This window comes from Actinocrispum sp. NPDC049592, from assembly GCF_040675465.1.
Classification (GTDB): Bacteria; Actinomycetota; Actinomycetes; order Mycobacteriales; family Pseudonocardiaceae; genus Kibdelosporangium.
In genome coordinates, this window is sequence record NZ_JBFAPA010000006.1 from 361,125 (window position 1) to 378,889 (window position 17,765).

Below are 17,765 nucleotides of genomic sequence, written 5' to 3' on the forward strand. Positions count from 1 at the left end.
GTCTGTCCTCCTACTCACAGGTGGGCGGGGCGCCCCGGTCCGGGCCGAGCGCATTCCACTCGGCGGACAGCTTGTCGTGGTCCAGCTCGGCGCAGATCTGCTGGACGGCGTGATCCGGGTTGATGTCCCACAGCCGAATCGTGCCATCCGAGGCCGCGGACGCGATCATCCCACCGGTGTTGTCGACCGCCACGTCGTTGAGCTGGTCCTCGTGCCGGTCCATCCGGGCCAGCGGCGCACGCGTGTCCAGGTCCCACAACCGGACGATGGTGTCCTGGGCGGCGGTCGCCAGCGTCTTGCCGTCGGGCGTGAACACCACCTTGCGGATGCTCGCGTCACCACCGGAGATCGTGCCGGCCGCCTGACCGTCGCGGACCCGCCACAGCCGCAGCAGCCGGTCCGTGCCGGTACTGACCAGCAGCTGGCCGTCCGGGCTGAACGCGACGTCCAGCGCGATGCCTTCGTGGCCCGCCAACAGGGTCAGCTCGGCACCGGGGTCGACCATGTTCCACAGCGCGACTTTGCCCGCGGACAGCGTGGCGGCCAGCGTTTTCCCGTCCGGGCTGAAGGAAAGCGCCACCGGGCTGTTGCCGGTCAGCTCCGGCGCCTGCGCGCTGCGGGCCTCGAGCTTGGTCGAACGCCGGTTGGTCACCGCGAGATCGGTGCTGTTCAACAGGACGATCTCGTCGAAATTGTCCTTGGTGTTCGTCGCCGGGGTGCGGGAGGCGACCGCCATCCGTTTGCCGTCCGGGTCGTAGGCCACGCTGGCCAGGTCGGCGCCGGGTTTGGTGAACCGTCGCAGTTCCTTGCCGGTGTCCACATCCCACACGACGAGCGCGCTGTCCGTGCCGACCGTGGCCAGTTGCCTGCCGTCCGGGCTGAACGCGAGGTCAAGGGCCTCGTTCTGGTGGGCCTGCCAGCTGCGGACCGGGTCACCGGTGACGCCGTCGTAGAGGTCCACGACGCCCTTGCCGCTGATCGAGGCGAGCAGCTTTCCGTGTGGCTGGTACAGAACCCCGGTGATCGAGGCCGTGCGCGAGCCCAGCAGCGCCCGCTGGTAGGCCCATTCGGTGACAACACCTTCGGAGTTGCCGGTCAGGAATGTGTGCCCATCGCCGCTGATCGCCAGGCCGAACGTGGTCACCGACCCGGTGGCCAGCCGGATCAGGTTCGAACCGCTGCTCAGGTCCCAGGCCCAGATGGTGGTCCCGACGCCGCTCGCCAGTACCGATGTCCCTTGTGGACTGATCGCGACCGTGCTGAACCCGCCTTCGGAGGACTCGAACGTCTTCGTGGTGGCCCAGGTCGCGGTGTCCCAGATGCGGACCGTGCCGTCCATCGAGCTGGTCGCGAGGATCTTGCCGTCCGGGCTGAACGAGAGTCCGGTGACGTCCTTGGTGTGGCCTTTCAGGGTCGCCACGACGGTCCCGTCGGAGGCCCGGTACACCTCGGCACCATTGTCCCTTGTGGACATTGCGATCAGTGAGCCGTCGTGGCTCATCGTCATCGCGAGCAGCCCGGCCACCTTGAACTTGGCGAGCTGGGCCTGGGTCCTGGTGTCCCACAACGAGACCGACCCGGCCGCGTTGACCGCCACGACCTTGCCGTCCTTCGACAGGACCATGTCGACCGCGGGATCGCGGACGTCGAAGAGCTTCTTGCGATCGGGCACGCTCCAGATCGACACCTGGGCGTTGTCCACGCTGGCCGCGGCGAGCAGGGCCCCGTCCGCGCTCATCGACACCGTGCGATACCACATGCCCTTGTCGTCGAGGACCGCGATCTGCTTGCGGTTGGGCACATCCCACAGTCGCAGCGTGCCGTCCCGGCCGCCACTCGCGGCGACCTTGCCGTCCCCGCTGATCGCCACCGAGTTCACCGGTCCTTTGTGGCCGATCATCACCCCGCGGTAGTGATCGGCTTTGTTGGACAGCAACGCACTGCGCGCCTCCGCGGTCTCCCCGGCCTGCCACGCGCCCAGGGCGAGCATGGCGGTCCGGCGGGGGTCGACGCCCACGGCGAGCGAGGACTCGGCGGCGAGCCGCCGGGACAGGTTGAGCTGGGCCGACTCGTCGGCGCGGCTTCGTTCGTCGAGGGCGTTCTGCCGCAGCTGGGTGGCCACCACGACCGCGCCGGACGCGACCAGCAGCAGGACGCTCAGCGCGGCGACCAGCATCCGCAGGCGCCTCGTGCGGCGGCGGGCGGCGATCTGGCCCGCGTACTCGGCCGCCGTGGACCGGTTCAGGAACTCCTGCTCGACGGGGTGCAGGCGGACCCGGTCGCGCGCGGACTCCAGCCAGGCGGTGAAGGCCGCGAGCCGGGCGCCCCGGTAGAGGTCGTCGTTCTGCCGGCCGGAGTCGGTCCAGGCGTGCACGGCGTCGGTGAACCGGCGGTGCTGGACCAGACCCGCGCGGTCCTCGTCGATCCAGTCCCGCAGCCGGGGCCACGCCGTGAGCAGGGCTTCGTGGCTGAGCATGGCGCCCGAGGCGTCGACCGTGACCAGCCGGGCGCCGATCAGGCGGTCCAGGATCGGGCCGGCCACCTCGGCGGGGTGGACCCTGCGCCGCGCTACCCCGCCCTCGTCGGTCACCGTGACCAGGCGCAACAGGATGGTCCGCAGCGCGTGCTGGCCTTCGTAGCCGAGCTGGGCGTAGATGTCCTCAGCGGTGCGCGACACGGCGCCGTCGATCCCACCCGCACGCCGGTAGGCCGACAGGGTCAGGACGTCGCCCTCGCGGTAGTTCCACGCCTCTCGCAGCGCGTGCGCGAGCCTGGGCAGCGCGCCCGGGTCGTAGCCCTTCTCGCCGCGGACCCCCAGATCGGCGATCAGGCGTTCCGGCAGGCCGGGTTCGATGTCGATGCCGTAGTCGCGCGCGGGCCGCACGATCGCCTGGCGCAGCTCGGTCGCGTCCATGGATCCGAGCAGCACCGGGGAGTTCAGCGCCGGGATCAACGGGGTCAGCTCGATGCACCGGTCGACGAGATCCGCGCGGACAGCGAGGACCACCAACGCGGGGTGAGCGTTGGCGAGCGCGGTCGCGAACGCGATGCGGTCACCTTCGGGGACGCCGTGGGTGAACAGCTCCTCGAACTGGTCGACCACGATCGTCAGGCGGCCGCCCGGGATCGCGCGCCGGCACAGTTCGCCGAACCTCGTCGGCGTCTCCTTGATCACGCGCCCACTCGGCGGCCACGATGGTGGAGTGGTACGCGAGCGCGCCGGCCAGGTTGCTGATCGGGTCCATCCCCGGCGTGATCACGATCTGTGGCCACGCCGTGTCCTCGCCCTGGTTCGCCGCCTCGAGCACGGGCAACAGACCGGCGTGGATCACTGACGACTTGCCCGCGCCGGAAGCGCCGACCACCACGACGGGCTCGCCGGTGTCGAGCTGTTCGGCCAGGCGCACCAACAGGTCCGTAACAACGTGATCCCGGCCGTGGAAGAGGTCGGCGTTGGTGCTGTCGAACCCGATCAGACCCGGGTACGGGCAGGTCGGCGGCTTGTCGTGGGCCATCTTGCGGGTGGCGGGCTTGCGCGGGGCGGTGGAGCGCAGGATCGCGCGGACGATCCGGCCCTGGTCCTGTCCCTTGTCCGGACCGGCGGCCGTCGGCTGCGCCTGGCGGGCCGTGACCCCTTCGAAGACCGCGGCCTCCGCGGCGGCCATCATCTCGCCCGCGGTGGCGTAACGGCGTGCCGGATCCTTCGCCATTCCCCGCAATACCACGGTGTCCAGCGCGGGCGTGATAGTCGGGCTGAACACCGACGGTGCGGGCGCCGGTTGCAGAAGGTGCGCGGCGACCTTCCCCGCGGGATCCAGCGCCGGGTGCGCGAGCCGCCCGGTGAGGCACTCGAACAGCACGCACGCCAACGAATACTGGTCGGACCGGCCGTCAACCTGGCCCCGGGACATGCGTTCCGGCGCCATGTAGTCCCAAGTTCCCACCAGATCGCCGGACTGGGTGAGGACAGTGGCCTCCGACGAGGTCTCGCGGGCGATGCCGAAGTCGGCGAGGTACGCGTGCCCCTCGCCGTCGATCAGGATGTTCGACGGTTTGACATCCCGGTGCACCAACCCCTTGGCGTGCGCGGCATCCAGCGCGGCCGCCACCTGTTTGAGTACCCGCATCGCCGTGCCATGGTCCAGCGCGCCGACACCCATCATCCGCCGCAGGTCAGTGCCCTCGACGAGCATCATGTCGAGGTACAGCTCGCCGTCGACCTCACCGAAGTCGTTGACCGGGATGACATTCGGATGGCTCAAACCCGCCACAATGCGGGATTCCCGCTGGAACCGCGCCCGGAAATCCCGATCCCCACCCGACAACCGCTTGAGCGCGACCACCCGGTCGTTCACCGTGTCGTAAGCCCGGTGAACAACCCCCATCCCACCCTGCCCGAGCAGCTGCAGCACCCGATACCGCCCGAACAACGGTAAGTCAGTATCGCTAGCCCCGACCGCACCCGTCGCCATACAGGGATTCGTACCACACAAGAGTGACAGATCGGCTGCCTGCCCAGGCCTTCTTAGGCCCCGCTTAGCGAGCCCCTAACACCTACAGCAACAGGCCACAGGAGCCCACGCGCCAGAGCCGCCCACCTGAAGGCTCAGCTGTGCCAAGGCAGCGCATCCCCATGCATCCGGTAGTAGAAGGGATCGTCAGGCCCGATCTCCCCCCGAACCACAACCCGCCCAGTGAAAGCAGAGCGGTAAAGAGCGGCGATGAGCTCAAGAGCGGCCCGCCCCTCACCCCCGGACAAAGGCGGCCGAACCCCTCTCTCCATGGCATCCAACAGGAACGGCAACTGCGCGGAGTGCGAGCTCGGCACGTTCTCCGGCACCGCGGTCCACGAAGCGATCCGCTCGGGATCCCGCACATGCGAAGCGGGGGTGTACAGCCAGTCCGAGTTCCGATACCCGTAGAGATGTGTCAACTCCACTGTCGCATCGGACAGATCCACCCGGATGTAGCTCTCCTCCCGCGGCGACAGCACACTGTTCACAATGGACGCCAGCGCACCGTTCTCAAACCGGACCATGGCCATCGAGACATCCTCGGTCTCCGTGGCCCGGTCCAGCCGCGCTGCCGTGGCCTGCACGGATGTCCAGTCACCGAGCAACGCCAGCAGCAGGTCCATCTGGTGGATCCCGTGCCCCATGGTGGGACCGCCGCCTTCGGTGTCCCAGCGCCCCCGCCACGGCACGTCGAAGTACGCCTGCTCGCGGAACCAGGTCGTCTGGCAGATCGCCACCAGTGGCCGGCCGAGGGCTCCGCTGCTGATCAGGTCGATGGCGTTGCGTGCCCCGGAACCGAAGCGGTGCTGGAATACTACGCTCGCGTAGGGCCCGCCTTCGCGCTCCGCCGCCTCGATCCGCGCGTACTCCGACAGCGACAGGGTCGGGGGTTTCTCCACCCACACCCAGGATCCCGCCTCCAGACACTCCACGGCAATGTCCACATGGGTCACTGGCGGCGTGCAGATGTGCACCAGGTCGGGTTTCTGCGCGGCCAGCATCTCCTGCACCGAGCCGTACGCGGCGGGGATGTCGTGTGCCTGCTGGAAGTCCGCGAGCCGCTCGGGGTCGGAGTCCACGGCGGCGACGATCTCCACCCGGTCCCCGGCCGCCCGCAGCGCGGGGATGTGACTCGCCTCGGCAACAACACCAGAACCCACTACTGCCACCCGGAATGTCACGCATCTACTTTGCCAGGGCGGCGCAAGCACTGCTACATGAAGGCAGTATCAGGCGGTGTCGGCGTGACGATGTCCATACCATCGGTGATCACCGATGCACCACGCCACAGGTCACGCAGCTTGTCCCCGGCCACCACCCGGGCCGGGAACGCCGCCGAAGCCGCACGTCCGGCCAGCTGCACGGCGGGCAGCGGCGACGAGGACGCGGCGAGCACGAGGTTGCCGAACCGCCGCCCCCGCAGGATCCCGGGATCGGCCAGCAGCGCCATCGAGGGGAACTCCGATGCCACCGTGGCCATCACCTGTTTCGCGAACCGCAACCCCGGCCCGTCCGAGATGTTCACGACATACGTCCCGCCCGGCCGCAGCACCCGCGCGACATCGCGGGTGAACTCCGCGGTCGCCAGCCCGCCCGGCATGGACGCCCGCGCGAACGCGTCCAGCACCACCAAGTCGGCGGACTCGTCCCGGCGGCTGGCAACCCCTTCGCGGCCGTCCTGCACCCGTACCCTCAGCCCCCGCACCGAACTCAGCGCGAGGAACTCCCGCACGAACGCGATCAGCTCGCCGTCGAGGTCCAGCACCAGCTGCCGCGAACCCGGCCGGGTGAATGCCACATAGCGGGCCAGCGTGCACGCTCCCCCGCCGACGTGCACGGCGTCCACCGGACCGGCGGGCATCAGGTCGATCACGTCACCCATCCGCCGGACGTAGTCGAACTCCAGGTGCCCGGGATCGTCGAGGTCCACATAGGACTGTGCGACCCCGTCGACGCTGAGGTACCACCCGTTCGGCCGGTCGAGGTCGCGCATGAGCTCGGCCGTGCCGAACCGGACCGCCCGGCGGCCGGGACCTGTCGGACGGGCCTTTCGTGCCATACCCCCTTTATAGCGGACGGTACGAAGCGGTGATCCGGCGTCCCACCTTCGTACCACAAAGGACTTTTCCGCCGTTTTCGTTGCTACTTTCGTTGCCGTGGAAAGCAAGGAGGGGAGCACCGGGATGGGGTTCATGATCTTCCTCGAGATCGCCGGGATCGTCGGGATGATCCAGGGGTTCGGCTCGGTCATCGTCACCCAGGTGTGGCACGGCAACTGGGGGCTGATGCGCTGGGCGCTGGACTGGCAGCCGGGGATCGGCATCGCCATCGGCGTGCTGGGCCTGATCATCGCGGCGATCAGCTGGTCCGGCCAGAAAAGGATCAGACAACGCCGCTGAGACACGAGAAGGCCCCGCCGGTGCACCCGGCGGGGCCTTGCCCGAAAGTGACCTGTCGCGGGCCGCTAGCCGCCGTTCTGCGGGGCGCCGACCAGGCGGCGGCCCACTTCCTCGGCCAGCTCCTGGCCCAGGCCCTCACGCAGGCGCAGGACGAGGTCCTGGATCTGTTCGTCGGTGGGCTTGCCGGACGCCGGGATCGCGGCCACGGCGGCCAGGATCTCCGAGCGCGACCCGGTCACCGCGGCGAGCACCTTGCCCTCGTCGTCGCTGACGGTCGCGGTCAACGCGTCGAGCTTGGCCAGCGCGGCCTCCACCTTGCTCTGGATGGCGAACCCGGTCGCCACGCTCTGCGCCGCCATGTCCATCGGGTTGCGGTTGCCCTCGAACCGCCAGTCCCCGGCCAGAACCTGCCACTTGATCGCCTCGACGATCTCCTGAACGCTGGGCATGTCGTCCTCCGCGTTGTGCTGACCCCAGTCCTCCTGGAGCACGTCGTTGATGTCGCAGCCAACCCCGCCGACGTTGACCGTGCCGACGCGCTGGAAAAGATGTGCTGAAGTGCGACGGCCGCGAGACCACGCCGCCGTCTGCCAGAACCAGGCCGCCACACCGGCGTCCCTGGCCCGGTCGATCACGTCCGCCTCGCCGTACACACCGGTCACGTGCACACCGCCAAGAGATGTGCTCGCGCCGCGTAAGTACTCGACCATCGTGGCGAACTCGCCGTCGCGCACGACATCCTGGTCGACCGCCATGTAGATCGGGCGGTCGGCGGGAAAGCCGATGGCGTTGGCGTGGTCGCGCGCCCGGCGCGCGGACACCTGTCCGGTGCCGAAGCCGCCGCGCCAGTCGGTGGTGCTGTTCTCGAACACGAGCGCCATGCCGATCTGGTTCGCGCTGAAGTCGTCCAGTTCGTCGCGGGTCGTGCACTTACGCCGGTCAGGGAAACCGATGTACCGCACCGCACCCGCATAACCAGCGCTTTTGATCGCCCCCGCGCCGGGGAACCCGGCAGAGTAGTCCAATACTTGGTTCATGCAATCACCGTCCCGTCGAGTCCAGAACCGTCACCAGGGACGCCTTTCCCGCGCTCGACCATCAAAATACCCACCCCCGTGCCGGTGATAACGCGAATGGCTTGGTACCTGGGACTACCGCAGGTCTCGGCCCCAAAAGCCCACGCAGGCAGCAAGCTCGAAGCCAGCATACCGAACACGGAGGGTGTCCGGTCCGGCAATTCCCCCTGCCGGAGGACCAACCGGAGTTCACGCCGGGCCAGTTGGCGATGACGGTAAATGACAAACGATCAGACCGACTGTCCACATGGCACCGCGTCGACAATGGACCGCGGGCGCCTACGCACGGTGAACCTGACACAATGGGATGTCGTGGACACGAGAGCCCTGAACGCCACCGCGGCGGCCCTGCTCGGCCTGCTGCATGACGGCCCGATGACCGGCTGGGACCTGGTCGCGGCCGCCGAGGGCAAGATCGGCAACTTCTGGACTCTCACGCAGAGCCAGGTCTACCGGGAACTGGCCAGGATGACCGAGACCGGCCTGCTCACCGCGGGCGAGCCGGGGCCGCGCGACCGCAAGCCCTACACGATCACCAAAGCGGGCCGCGGCGCCTTTGCCGCGTGGCTGACCGCCGGGCCCGCCGACGACCAGATCAGGGTGCCCCTTCTGCTGGCCATCCAGTTCGCCGACCACCTGCCGCCGCGCCGGCTGCGCGAGATCGTCGCCGAGCAGCGCGCGAACCACGAACGCAAGCTCGCCGGTTACCTGGAGATGGAGCAAAAGCTGGCCGCGGCGCCAAAAGAGACGAGCCGGCTGGCCACGCTGCGGTTCGGTATCCACCACGAACGCGCCGCGCTGGCCTGGTTCGACGAGCTGCCGGAGCTGCTCGGGCTCTGAGCCCGCCTTGACATTCCACTGTGAGAGGTCAACCCTGGGACGGACCGGACCTCCCACAGTGGAAGGTCGTCAGCGTTCATGATCCGAAGAGCGGGGACGAGATCATGTGGCACACCGTTTTCGTTGCCTTACATGCCACTACCGGAGTAGTCGCACTTGCCGCCGGATCGGTCGCGCTGCGCGCCGGCCGGCTGTTCACCACCTATCTGACGGCGCTGGTGGGGATGACGTTGTTCCTGGTCCTGGCCCTGATCGCGGAATGGGGCGAGATCGGCACGACGGCACGGGTCCTGTTCGCCGCCTTCGCGGTACTGGCTGGGATCATGGTCGTGCGGGCCCTGATGGCCCGTCGCATCACGCCTGGAACCGTGCCCTATGTCAAGCACGTCGGGTTCACGCTGGTCTCGCTGCTCGACGCGTTCCTGGTGGTCACTGTGCTCAACATGGGTGCGCCAGTCTGGCTCGTGGTCGTCACCGGCGTGGTGATCGGCGTCGCGGGTGGTGTGGTGCTGCGCCGGATCGAGGCCGCGCTAGCCGTGCCGGCGTAGCTTGGCCTTCTGCACCTTGCCGGAACCGGTGCGCGGCAACGAGTCCACCAGGTCGATGTGCACGGGAACCTTGTACTTGGCCAGCCTTGACCGCAGGAACTCCTGGAACTCCTGTGGCACAAGGGCGGCACCCGGCCGGCAGACCACGAACGCGCGGCCGACCTCGCCCCACTTCTCGTCCGGCACACCGATCACCGCGGCCTCGGCGACCGCCGGATGCGCGTGGATCACGTTCTCCACCTCGGCCGGGTAGACATTCTCGCCACCGGAGATGTACATGTCCTTCACCCGGTCGACGATGTAGAGATAACCCTCCTCGTCCAGCCGGGCCACATCGCCGGAGTGCAACCAGCCGTCGGTGAACGCGTTCTGGGTGGCCACCTCGTTGCGCCAGTAGCCAGGCGTCACGTTGGGCCCCTTGATCAGCACCTCGCCCGGTTCGTCGACGTCCACGCCGGTGCCGTCCGGCCGCACGACCTTGGTGTCCTCGAAGAACATCGCCACCCCGGCCGAGCCGGCCTTGCGCACACTCTCGGCGGCGCTGAGGAAAGTGGCGCCCGGTGAGGTCTCGGTGAGCCCATACCCTTGGCAGAACGTGATTCCGCGCTGCTGGTAGGTGCCGATCAGCGACTCCGGGATCGGCGCGCCGCCGGACATCAGCAGGCGCAACGAGGACAGATCCGCCGTGGCCCAGCGCGGGGACTGCGACAGCGACGCGAACATCGTGGTGACGCCGAAGATCCAGGTGATCCGTCTGCTCTCGATCAGGTCGAAGCACATGTCGACGTCCCAGGTCGGCGTGATCACCGAACAGCCACCCTTGAGGAATGTGGGCAGCAACGTCATGCCCAGCGCGGCGACGTGGAACAGTGGCGCGGCAACGAGAGTGACCTCGTCGGCGCGCACATCCACGGCCACCAGCACGTTGTAGGAGTTCCAGATCTGGTTGGCGTGCGTGAGCATCGCGCCCTTGGGCCGCCCGGTGGTGCCCGAGGTGTACAGGATGAGCGCCACCTCGTCCCGCGCCACCGGGATGTCGATCGGCGTGTCCGCGCCCTCGGCCAGCCAGGGCTCGTACTCCGTCTGCAGCGCAACGGTTTTCACGCCGGACAGCTCGGCGGCGACGTCAGCGCAGGAGGGCGCGTAGATCAGGATCAGCGCGCCGGAGTCCTCCAGCATGTACTGGATCTCCGGCGCGGCGAGCCGGAAGTTCAGCGGGACGAAGATGCCGCCGAGCAGGTGGGTGGCGAACATGGTCTCGGCGAACGAGGGGTGGTTCGGTCCGAGGTAGGCCACGCGCTCCCCCGGTTCCACGCCCGCGGCCCGCAGCTGGTGCGCGAGCCGGGTCGTGCGCTCGGCCACCTCACCGTACGTGGTCTGGTGGTTCTCGAAGATCATGGCGACCCGGTCCGGCGCGGTCCGCGCCCGGCGGGCAGGCCAGCTGCCCAGGCCCTCGTTAAGCATCTGCGACGCTCCGATCGGCAACTGTCGGGTTCAGCGACCGCCCGCTGGTCTCCCGCAACGCGAGCACGCAGACGATCGTGAGCGCACAGAATGCGGCGATGACAACGGAGATGGCAAGGGTTCCGGCCGACACCCGCCAGATCTCGGCGAACAGCAACGGCCCGAACCCGGCGCCCAGGCCGGCGATCTGGTAGCCCAGCGAGGCGCCGGTATACCGGTGCTGGGTGCCGAACAGCTCGGAGTACAGCGCGGCCAGCGGCCCGTACATCATCGGCTGGAGCACCGCGAGGCCGATGACCAGCGCGATCGTCAGCAACGCCGGGCTGCCGCTGTTGATCATCGGGAACAACAGGAACCCGAACGCGGCCATGCCAAGCGCGCCCACCAGCACGATCGGCCGGCGGCCGAACCGGTCGGAGGCGGCCGACCAGGCGATGATCCCGATCACCCCGCACACCGACGCAATGGTCAGCGCGTTGAGGATCTCCTGGCGGGTGAACCCTTTCTGCACGCCGTAGGACAGCACGAACGTCGACATCGTGGACTGGGCGACGAACGCGCTCATGCCGACCCCGATGCTCAGCAACAAGGGACGCCAGTTCTCCTGGAGCACAGCGACCAGCGGCAGCCGGTGCCGCTGTGCCTTGGCCGCGACGAACACCGGTGTCTCCTGGACCCGCAGCCGGACGAACAGACCCACACCCAGCAGCACCAGGCTGAGCAGGAACGGAATCCGCCAGCCCCACTCCAGAAAAGCCTTGTCCCCCACGATCGCCGAGGTGGCGCTCAGCACGAGCGTCGACACGACAAGGCCGGAAGGCGCGCCCGCGTTGGTGAAACTCGCCCACAAGCCGCGGCGGGAGGTGGCGTGCTCGGCGGACAACAACACCGACCCGCCCCATTCGCCGCCGACCGCGATGCCCTGCACGACCCGCAGCAGCACCAACAAGGCCGGTGCCAGCCCGCCGATGTCGGCGTAGGTCGGCAGCACACCGATCAGGAAGCTGGAGATACCCATCAGCGTCATGGTCAGGATGAGCATTCGCTTGCGCCCCAGCAGATCGCCGAAGTGCCCGAAGATCACCCCGCCGATCGGCCTGGCCAGGTACCCGGTGGCGAATGTGCCGAAGCTGGCGACCGTGGCCAGCAGCGGATCCAGGTTGGAGAAGAACACCTTGCTGAACACCAGTGCCGAAGCCGTGGAATACAGCAGGAAGTCGTAGTACTCGATCAGGCTGCCGATATAGCTGGCCGCGACAGCACGCCGGAGCTGAGACATGGCGGTGTCTCCCTCTTCGTTGAGGTAAAAGGAAAAAGCTATTACGCGTAGTGGCGGTAGACCGCTCGCGCGACACAGGCCGGTTTGGCCGAACCGTCGATCTCGATGGTGAAGTCGAGCGTCATCTGGACCCCGTCGCCGGGCACCTCGTCCACCGCGACGACCGTGCCGGCCAGCCGGATCTTGGCGCCAACGGGGACCGGCGCCGGGAAACGCACTTTTTCCAGCCCGTAGTTCACGCTCATCCGCACGCCGCCGATCGCCAGCAGCTCACCGAACAGTGGGATGAGCAACGACAATGTCAGGTAGCCGTGCGCGATCGTGGTGCCGAACGGCCCCGTGGCGGCCTTTTCCGGGTCGGTGTGGATCCACTGGTGGTCGTCGGTGGCCTCGGCGAACTGGTTCACGCGGTCCTGGGTGATCTCCATCCAGCCGGTGTGCCCGAGGTCGGCGCCGGCGAGCGCCCTGACCTCGGCGAGGCCGTTCACTTGTACTGTCATGCTTTCTCCAGACCGAGCAGGCGGACGGCGTTGTCCTTCAGGATCTTGGTGCGCACCTCGGGTTTGATGTCGAGCTTGGCGAAGTCGGCCAGCCAGCGGTCGGGGGTGATCACCGGGTAGTCCGAGCCGAACAGGACTTTGTCCTGCAGCAACGAGTTCGCGTACCGGACCAGCTGCGGCGGGAAGTACTTGGGCGACCAGCCGGACAGGTCGATGTGGACATACGGCTTGTGCGTGGCGACCGCCAGAGCCTCGTCCTGCCAGGGGAACGAGGGGTGCGCGAGGATGATCCGCAGCTCGGGGAAGTCCACCGCCACGTCGTCGACGAGCATGGGGTTGGAGTACTTCAGCCGGATCCCGCCACCGCCCGGCACACCCGCGCCGATGCCGGTCTGTCCAGTGTGGAACAAAGCGGTCACGCCGAGTTCCTCGATGACCTCGTACAACGGGTAGGCCATCCGGTCGTTGGGCGCGAACCCCTGCAGGCTCGGGTGGAACTTGAAGCCGCGAACCCCGTGGTTCGCCACGAGATCCCGCGCCTCCTGGACGCCCGCCTTGCCACGCCGAGGGTCGATGCTCGCGAAGGGGATCAGCACATCGGCGTGCTCGGCGCAGCTTTCCGCGACTTCTTCGTTGGCGATGCGCGGGTGCCCGGTGCCGTACTCGGCGTCCACAGTGAACACGACCGCGGCCATCCGCCGTTCCCGGTAGTGGGCGGCGATTTCCGGGATCGTGGGTTGCCGGTGGCCGTGTGCCTTGAAGTACTGCTCCGACGCGGCCAGCAGCTGTGGGCTCAGTGCGGTGCGCCCGAATTTCGACACCTCCGCGTGGGTGTGCACGTCGATGGCGACGAGCTTGTCGATGTCCATGTCACACCTTCGGTGCGGGAATGCCGTAGGTTTCGGGTTCCGCGCCGACACCGGTGTCCCATGTGGACGCGATGGCGTCGGCGCTCCAGCCGCCGTCGGCGTAGGCGAAGGCCTTCTCCCGCGGGTGCGACCACAGGGACAGCTTGTCGCCGCCGATTCCGATGGCCTGGCCGGTGATCCCGTTGGCGGCGTCCGAGGCGAGGAACACGATTAGCGAGGCGACGTCCTCGACGGTGCCGAGGCCCTCGTCCTTGCGCAGCCAGTCCGGCAGCGGCGTTCCGTCGCGTTCGGACTGTTCGATGGCGCCGGCGAAGGCCGGGATGGTCTTGGTCATCTCGGTGGCGGCCACCGGAACCACGGCGTTCACCGCGATCTGCGCCTTGGCCAGTTCCATCGCCCAGGTGCGGGCCATGGCGACGATCCCGGCTTTGGCGGCCGCGTAGTTGGTCTGGCCGAAGTTGCCGCGCTGCCCGGCGGGTGAGGAGATCAGGATCAGCCGGCCGCCGGTGTCCTGGACGCGCATCTGGATCGCCGCGGCCCGCGCGCAGGTGAACGTGCCACGCAGGTGCACGTTGATCACCGCGTCGAAGTCCTCGTCGGTCATCTTCCACAGCACGCGGTCGCGCAGGATGCCCGCGTTGGTGACCATCGTGTCGAGCCGGCCGAACTCGCCGACCGCGGTCCGCACCAATTGGGCCGCCACGTCCGACCCGCCCACCGGCGCGACCACCTCGACCGCCCGGCCGCCCGCCGCCGTGATGCCTTTGACCACTTCAGCGGCAGCCTCCGCGTCGATGTCGTTGACGACCACCGCGGCACCCGCAGCGGCCAGCGCTTCGGCGTAGGCACGGCCCAGCCCGCGGCCACTGCCGGTCACCACGGCGACTTTCCCTGTCAGGTCCATGCCGGTCAATGTAGGGCAGTCTCGTGACGGCCGTCAACGTTGTGCCCAACATTTGCCGCCGTCTACGCTTGTGCGGGTGACGGCCACCGAGGACCTCGCTGCGCGCCCGCAGTCGCTGATGCTCAGCTTCCTGGGCATCTACCTGCTCGACCGGGACACGGCGGTCTACTCCGGCAGCATCATCGACGTGTTCGCGCGGGTCGGCGTGTCCGAGGAGGCGGTGCGCTCCACGCTGAGCCGGATGGCCACCCGCGGCCTGCTGACCCGCCACCGCCGCGGCCGCCGTGTCTACTTCGGACTGACGGCGCGGGCCACCGAGGTGCTCAGTGACGGCTACCGGCGGATCTGGCACACCGGCGCGGTCAACCGGGACTGGGACGGCACCTGGACGCTGGTCGCGTTCTCGTTGCCGGACAACCGCCGCAGCGACCGCCACGACCTGCGCTCGCACCTGATCTGGGCGGGGTTCGGCCTGTTGCAGAACGGCCTGTGGATCGCCCCGGGCGTCAAGGACGCGGCGTCCATTGTGGACTCCCTGGGCCTGGCCGAGAACGTCACGGTGTTCACCGCCACCCACGCCAAACCCACCGAATCGGCCGATCTCGTGCACAAGGCGTTCGACGTCCCCGCGATCGCCGCCCGCTACAACGAGTTCCTCACCCGCTGGGACACCCCCGACCCGGTCCCCGCCCTGCCCGACGACCTCGCCCGCCAGCTCGTCCTGCACCACGACTGGCTGCAACTCGTCCGCCAGGACCCCCACCTCCCCGCGGAGCACCTCGCCCCCGACTGGCCCGCCATCCGCGCCGAGCACACCTTCCAGACCCTCGCCGCCAAGTACCTCCCGACGGCGGGCGCCATCGCCCGCGACCTGATGGACGAGATCACCGTGCCGGCAAGCGCTTGAAAAATGTCCAGTCCGCGATTCTGGTCAGGAAGAGGACAAAGTCACTCCTGAGTCAGGAATTGCGCTGACGGGAACAGTGACGTCACTCAAACGGCGCAGTCCGGCATATCGAACGGCCGATTCCGCAGTTGCGTAACGTGCACCGGACCGACGGCGAAGTAGCCCACGGCAGGACCGGCGGGATGTGTCAAGGGACAACTGCCGGACAACAGCTGGAATGCGCGGAGGGCACACAATGACGGTGCCAGTGGAATCGCTCGTCGCGGAACTGAAGATCCTGCGGCGGGGGCGGGGCGTGCAGGCGCCGGGGGTGGACCGGCAGGTCGGGCCGAACCTGCGGAGGTTGTGCGACATCGGGGACGTGGACGGGGCCGGGTTGGTGCGGGAGAAGATCCGGGCGTGGGTCACGGATCTGATCAGGCCCTTTCCCGACGATTTGCGGCTGGCGGTGACAACCACATTCGCGTTGAATCCGGTCGCCCAGCACAAGTTCCACGCCGATCGGGTGGCGTGGCTGGCACAGCGGGCGGACCGGGACGCGCGCACCATTCGCCGTCGTATTGACGACGCGCTAACGAGATTGGCGGAGGCCGCGGTGATGCCCGCGCACCACGCCGAACCCGGTGGCGAAGAATGGCATCTCAAGCGGTTCAGCGCGTTGTTGCGGCTGGACGGTATTTCGCCGGTGTGCCACGAGGTCCGGGAGATCGTCGCGCAGACCGACGGGGTGGACGAGATCCCGTGGTCGTTCAGCCTGCCCGGCTCCCTCGGCGAGCTGGACGTGGAGATCGTGCAGGGCGCGGTGTTCTCCCGGATCCAGCGGCCGTCGGCCCGGCGGCTGCTGTTGCGGCTGCAGCTGCCCGAGACGCTGCGGGCCGGGCAGGCGCACCAGTTCGCGATGGAGGTCCGGGTCGCGCCCGGGCAACCGATGCGCCCGTCCTTCGTGTTCTGGCCGGACCGCCGGTGCGAGCAGTTCGACCTGGTGGTCCGGTTCGCCGCGGACCAACTGCCACGCGCGGTCTGGCGGGTCCGCGACGCACTGCAGGAGAGCCAGGAGATCGGCCAGGACCGGTTGGTCCCCAACAGCATCGGCGAAGTCCGGGCCAGGTTCACCGAACCCCGCCCCGGCCGCGGCCACGGCATCCAATGGCAGCCCTAAAACCCCCGCGTGTCCCACATTCACGGCCCCCGTGTTCCCCGTTCGCGGGGCCCGTGTTCCACATTCACCTCAGGCCAATGTGGAACACGACGTCCCCGAACGTGGGACACGGGCTCTACGAACGTGGGACACGGGGGCGGTGAACGGGGGACACGCGTGTGGGGGTGGGCTATTGGTTGCGGGAGGCCAGGCCCGCGGGAGCGGCGGCGAGCGCCTCGGTGATCGCGGCGGCCAACGCCCGCGCGGCCTCCTCGGTCAGCTCGACCGCCACCCGCGCGCCCGGGCCCTGGGACGGGTTGATGAAGTCGATGTTGACCGTGTGGGTGAACTGCGCGTGCACGGCGTGGTCGACGTACACCAGCGCATTGCTCACTCCGAACCAGCCGGACGGGCCCTTGGCGCTGCCTTCGATCTCGATCTTGGTCGTCTGGTAGGTGCACATGGGACAGTCCTCAGTTCGACAGGTGGCGGCCGAAGAAGTCGAAGATCTTGGCCCAGCCGTCCACCGCGGCCTCCGGCCGGTAGGCGGGCCGGTCCACGGCGAAGAACGCGTGCCCGGCGCCCTCGTAGCTGTGGAACTCGTGGGTCTTGCCCGCCTTGTCCAGTTCGGCGGCCAGCAGCGCGACCTGCTCCGGGCCCGGGTACTTGTCGTCCGCGCCGAACAGGCCCAGCAGCGGGCAGGACAGCTGCGGCGCGAGGTGCAGGATCGGCTGCATCGACGGCGGGATCCCGGGCGGCGGCTCCTCCACGATGAACGCGCCGTAGCAGTCCACCGCCGCGTCCACCTGCAGCGAGCAGGCCGCCAGGAACGTGTGCCGGCCGCCGGAGCAGTGCCCGATCACGCCGACCTTGCCGTTGGCGCCCTCCAGCGCCTTGAGGTAGTTGGCGGCACCCTCCACGTCGCCCACCACCCGCTCGTCCGGCACGCCGCCGTTGGCCCGCACGAACGCCGCCGCGTCGTCCGGGGACGCCCCCGGCGCCTCCCGCGTGTACAGGTTCGGGCAGAGGGCCGCGTACCCGTGCACCGCGAACCGCCGGACCATCTCCTTGGTGGCGGCGTCGTAGCCGGGCATGTGGTGGATGACCACCACGCTGCCACGCGGCCCGCCGTCCAGCGGACGGGCCAGGTACGCCTCGACCTCGTCGCCGCCGTGACCGGTCATCGTGACCGTTTCGGCCCTGATCGCGTCACTCATCCGTCTCATCGCCTCCCGTGCGAAGTGGAGTACCCCTCCAGTCCATCGCATCGCCGGTGAGCCCGCACATCCGGGGTCCCCGACCGCCGGGATTGAACCGGTTTGCGGCG

At 68.6% G+C, this 17,765-nt stretch carries 17 protein-coding genes; 5 read left to right on the top strand and 12 right to left on the bottom strand.

The features are described 5' to 3' along the window. Positions 1 to 10 precede the first annotated feature (10 nt). The 4 genes from AB0J95_RS18465 to AB0J95_RS18480 all read right to left on the bottom strand — a co-directional run bounded on the left by AB0J95_RS18465 (position 11) and on the right by AB0J95_RS18480 (position 6,573). Positions 11 to 3,172: a WD40 repeat domain-containing protein gene (locus AB0J95_RS18465; RefSeq protein WP_364758815.1), complete on the bottom strand. Its 3,162-nt coding sequence runs from the start codon at positions 3,170 to 3,172 to the stop codon at positions 11 to 13. After that, a complete protein-coding gene (locus AB0J95_RS18470) occupies positions 3,054 to 4,472 on the bottom strand; it encodes a serine/threonine-protein kinase (RefSeq protein WP_364758545.1) in 1,419 nt (472 codons plus the stop codon). The genes AB0J95_RS18465 and AB0J95_RS18470 overlap by 119 nt, the downstream gene beginning before the upstream one ends. Positions 4,473 to 4,606: 134 nt before the next feature. Next, entirely contained in the window at positions 4,607 to 5,695 is a 1,089-nt protein-coding gene (locus AB0J95_RS18475; protein WP_364758548.1) for a Gfo/Idh/MocA family oxidoreductase, read from the bottom strand. A 32-nt stretch (positions 5,696 to 5,727) separates the two neighbouring features. Continuing rightward, entirely contained in the window at positions 5,728 to 6,573 is an 846-nt protein-coding gene (locus tag AB0J95_RS18480; protein WP_364758551.1) for a fused MFS/spermidine synthase, read from the bottom strand. Between the two features lie 97 nt (positions 6,574 to 6,670). Between AB0J95_RS18480 and AB0J95_RS18485 the strand changes: the two genes are divergently transcribed. Next, positions 6,671 to 6,913 carry a hypothetical protein gene (locus tag AB0J95_RS18485; RefSeq protein ID WP_364758554.1) on the top strand — a complete coding sequence of 81 codons (243 nt, stop codon included), beginning with the start codon at positions 6,671 to 6,673 and terminating at the stop codon, positions 6,911 to 6,913. A gap of 65 nt (positions 6,914 to 6,978) precedes the next feature. On the opposite strand, the gene AB0J95_RS18490 is transcribed toward AB0J95_RS18485, so the two are convergent. Beyond that, positions 6,979 to 7,950, bottom strand: coding sequence for a DUF1906 domain-containing protein (locus tag AB0J95_RS18490; protein WP_364758557.1), 972 nt, complete (start codon positions 7,948 to 7,950; stop codon positions 6,979 to 6,981). A gap of 351 nt (positions 7,951 to 8,301) precedes the next feature. Between AB0J95_RS18490 and AB0J95_RS18495 the strand changes: the two genes are divergently transcribed. Continuing rightward, on the top strand, positions 8,302 to 8,829 hold the full coding sequence (locus AB0J95_RS18495) for a helix-turn-helix transcriptional regulator (RefSeq protein ID WP_364758560.1): 528 nt from the start codon (positions 8,302 to 8,304) through the stop codon (positions 8,827 to 8,829). Positions 8,830 to 8,849: 20 nt separating this feature from the next. Then, positions 8,850 to 9,377 (top strand): hypothetical protein, encoded by a 528-nt coding sequence (locus tag AB0J95_RS18500; RefSeq protein WP_364758563.1) that lies wholly within the window; start codon positions 8,850 to 8,852, stop codon positions 9,375 to 9,377. Here AB0J95_RS18500 and AB0J95_RS18505 read toward each other — a convergent pair. Genes AB0J95_RS18505 through AB0J95_RS18525 form a run of 5 tightly spaced genes read right to left on the bottom strand, consistent with a single transcriptional unit; the run spans position 9,360 to position 14,393 of the window. After that, on the bottom strand, positions 9,360 to 10,841 hold the full coding sequence (locus tag AB0J95_RS18505) for a long-chain fatty acid--CoA ligase (RefSeq protein WP_364758566.1): 1,482 nt from the start codon (positions 10,839 to 10,841) through the stop codon (positions 9,360 to 9,362). The two genes, AB0J95_RS18500 and AB0J95_RS18505, sit on opposite strands and share 18 nt — an antisense overlap. Beyond that, the gene (locus AB0J95_RS18510; RefSeq protein WP_364758569.1) at positions 10,834 to 12,120 is read right to left on the bottom strand and encodes an MFS transporter; all 1,287 of its coding nucleotides are present in this window, start codon (positions 12,118 to 12,120) and stop codon (positions 10,834 to 10,836) included. The genes AB0J95_RS18505 and AB0J95_RS18510 overlap by 8 nt, the downstream gene beginning before the upstream one ends. A gap of 41 nt (positions 12,121 to 12,161) precedes the next feature. Then, positions 12,162 to 12,620, bottom strand: a complete 459-nt coding sequence (locus AB0J95_RS18515) for a MaoC family dehydratase (protein ID WP_364758572.1) — start codon at positions 12,618 to 12,620, stop codon at positions 12,162 to 12,164. Further along, a complete protein-coding gene (locus tag AB0J95_RS18520; protein ID WP_364758575.1) occupies positions 12,617 to 13,489 on the bottom strand; it encodes an amidohydrolase family protein in 873 nt (290 codons plus the stop codon). Before AB0J95_RS18520 ends, AB0J95_RS18515 begins: the two co-directional genes overlap by 4 nt. Position 13,490: 1 nt before the next feature. Then, positions 13,491 to 14,393, bottom strand: a complete 903-nt coding sequence (locus AB0J95_RS18525; RefSeq protein WP_364758577.1) for an SDR family NAD(P)-dependent oxidoreductase — start codon at positions 14,391 to 14,393, stop codon at positions 13,491 to 13,493. Between the two features lie 76 nt (positions 14,394 to 14,469). Here AB0J95_RS18525 and AB0J95_RS18530 point away from each other — a divergent pair, with 76 nt between their 5' ends. Continuing rightward, positions 14,470 to 15,300, top strand: coding sequence for a PaaX family transcriptional regulator C-terminal domain-containing protein (locus AB0J95_RS18530; RefSeq protein WP_364758579.1), 831 nt, complete (start codon positions 14,470 to 14,472; stop codon positions 15,298 to 15,300). A gap of 235 nt (positions 15,301 to 15,535) precedes the next feature. Continuing rightward, complete coding sequence (locus AB0J95_RS18535) at positions 15,536 to 16,459, top strand: hypothetical protein (RefSeq protein WP_364758582.1); 924 nt, start codon at positions 15,536 to 15,538, stop codon at positions 16,457 to 16,459. A gap of 169 nt (positions 16,460 to 16,628) precedes the next feature. On the opposite strand, the gene AB0J95_RS18540 is transcribed toward AB0J95_RS18535, so the two are convergent. Continuing rightward, a complete protein-coding gene (locus AB0J95_RS18540) occupies positions 16,629 to 16,901 on the bottom strand; it encodes a DUF6295 family protein (protein WP_364758585.1) in 273 nt (90 codons plus the stop codon). A 10-nt stretch (positions 16,902 to 16,911) separates the two neighbouring features. Then, complete coding sequence (locus AB0J95_RS18545; RefSeq protein WP_364758588.1) at positions 16,912 to 17,655, bottom strand: dienelactone hydrolase family protein; 744 nt, start codon at positions 17,653 to 17,655, stop codon at positions 16,912 to 16,914. Positions 17,656 to 17,765: the final 110 nt, after the last annotated feature.

Bases quoted from the DNA above. Each gene is read 5' to 3' on its own strand.
- AB0J95_RS18515 (WP_364758572.1), bottom strand. From the start codon at position 12,620: ATGACAGTACAAGTGAACGGCCTCGCCGAGGTCAGGGCGCTCGCCGGC.
- AB0J95_RS18535 (WP_364758582.1), top strand. From the start codon at position 15,536: ATGACGGTGCCAGTGGAATCGCTCGTCGCGGAACTGAAGATCCTGCGG.
- AB0J95_RS18520 (WP_364758575.1), bottom strand. From the start codon at position 13,489: ATGGACATCGACAAGCTCGTCGCCATCGACGTGCACACCCACGCGGAG.
- AB0J95_RS18505 (WP_364758566.1), bottom strand. From the start codon at position 10,841: ATGCTTAACGAGGGCCTGGGCAGCTGGCCTGCCCGCCGGGCGCGGACC.
- AB0J95_RS18470 (WP_364758545.1), bottom strand. From the start codon at position 4,472: ATGGCGACGGGTGCGGTCGGGGCTAGCGATACTGACTTACCGTTGTTC.
- AB0J95_RS18540 (WP_364758585.1), bottom strand. From the start codon at position 16,901: ATGTGCACCTACCAGACGACCAAGATCGAGATCGAAGGCAGCGCCAAG.
- AB0J95_RS18525 (WP_364758577.1), bottom strand. From the start codon at position 14,393: ATGGACCTGACAGGGAAAGTCGCCGTGGTGACCGGCAGTGGCCGCGGG.
- AB0J95_RS18510 (WP_364758569.1), bottom strand. From the start codon at position 12,120: ATGTCTCAGCTCCGGCGTGCTGTCGCGGCCAGCTATATCGGCAGCCTG.
- AB0J95_RS18545 (WP_364758588.1), bottom strand. From the start codon at position 17,655: ATGAGTGACGCGATCAGGGCCGAAACGGTCACGATGACCGGTCACGGC.
- AB0J95_RS18480 (WP_364758551.1), bottom strand. From the start codon at position 6,573: ATGGCACGAAAGGCCCGTCCGACAGGTCCCGGCCGCCGGGCGGTCCGG.
- AB0J95_RS18490 (WP_364758557.1), bottom strand. From the start codon at position 7,950: ATGAACCAAGTATTGGACTACTCTGCCGGGTTCCCCGGCGCGGGGGCG.